Origin of the sequence: Mesorhizobium sp. M1E.F.Ca.ET.041.01.1.1 (assembly GCF_003997355.1) — a bacterium.
In the GTDB taxonomy this organism is placed as follows: Bacteria; Pseudomonadota; Alphaproteobacteria; order Rhizobiales; family Rhizobiaceae; genus Mesorhizobium.
Genome location: NZ_RZSL01001093.1, coordinates 1 through 1,016 on the forward strand (window position 1 = coordinate 1; position 1,016 = coordinate 1,016).

Sequence of the window (1,016 nt, forward strand, 5' to 3'; positions counted from 1 at the left end):
AGTTTCTATAACGGCTCGAACGCCGCCGAACAGGCTGGGTGGGCCTCGGGCGTCGGCCGATGGCACGGCTATTTTGACAATTACGTCTCCAGCGGAGAGGCGCCGGCGGCGTCCCCGCCAGCGATCAGCATCGTGACATCAAGCGGACCGGGCGGCGCCGCCCAAAGCGGCGCTCTCGATTCCGTCTCCAAAGCCGCGGCCGACCTCGACACCAGCTCCGCACAGGTGCCGGCCAATTCCTCGCGGATCGACGCGCTTGCCGGCGGCGTCGGACAGGTGGGCGACTACAAGGACGCCTGGGAGCTCAACTCGTCCGCTCGAAGTCTTAATGCCGGTGTGACCGGCCAATATATCGGTCAGGCCACGGACTTCACCGCCCTGCTCGGTCAGTTTCTTTCGTTGAACAACGTCGGAGCCTCGCAGACCGCGCGGACCATCACGCCGCCGCAAGGTGGATCCCCAAATCCATTTTCATGCGACCCGGCCGAGCTGCAACGGCTACGGATCGATCGAAGCCAATGGCTACCCTGTGCGGGCCTGGGCGCCGAGGGCGTTTCGGGGAACGCGCCGTCCGTGCAGATCAACGCCGATCCGACCGGCGCGGCGCGCGCGATCGACGCAATCCAGGAATAGGAGGTCTGAGAGTGAGAAAAGTCTTTATCGCAGCAGGGATGGCATTTTTGGCGAGCGCCGCTCATGCGCAAATCGCCGTCATCGACAATGCGAATTTGGACATTGCCCGCCAGAACGCGGACAACACCAATTCGATCATGGGCTCCAACAAGGACATCCTCGAGAAGAGCAATCAGATCCTGCAAGCGTTGACGGGCAGCCGCAACGGCTCTCTCGGCATCGGCCAGATGGGCTTGGGCGGCAACATGTCGATTGCGCAAGCGCCGAGCTTCGGATCGATCCTCAATGGCGGCGCCCTCTCCTTCGGCGGCCTGTCGCCTGAAATCCAGAAGATCGCCGGGGCCGTCATCAACGGCCTGCAGTTGGTCAAGCAGCTCCAGCAG

At 63.2% G+C, this 1,016-nt stretch carries 1 protein-coding gene and 1 pseudogene; both read left to right on the forward strand.

The genetic code is table 11. The annotated features are described in order from the left end of the window. Positions 1 to 633: hypothetical protein (locus tag EOA38_RS39595; RefSeq protein ID WP_189435220.1), on the forward strand; the 633-nt coding region annotated here is incomplete at its 5' end. Between the two features lie 11 nt (positions 634 to 644). Beyond that, positions 645 to 1,016 (forward strand): annotated as a pseudogene (locus tag EOA38_RS37605) (conjugal transfer protein); the annotation flags it as partial.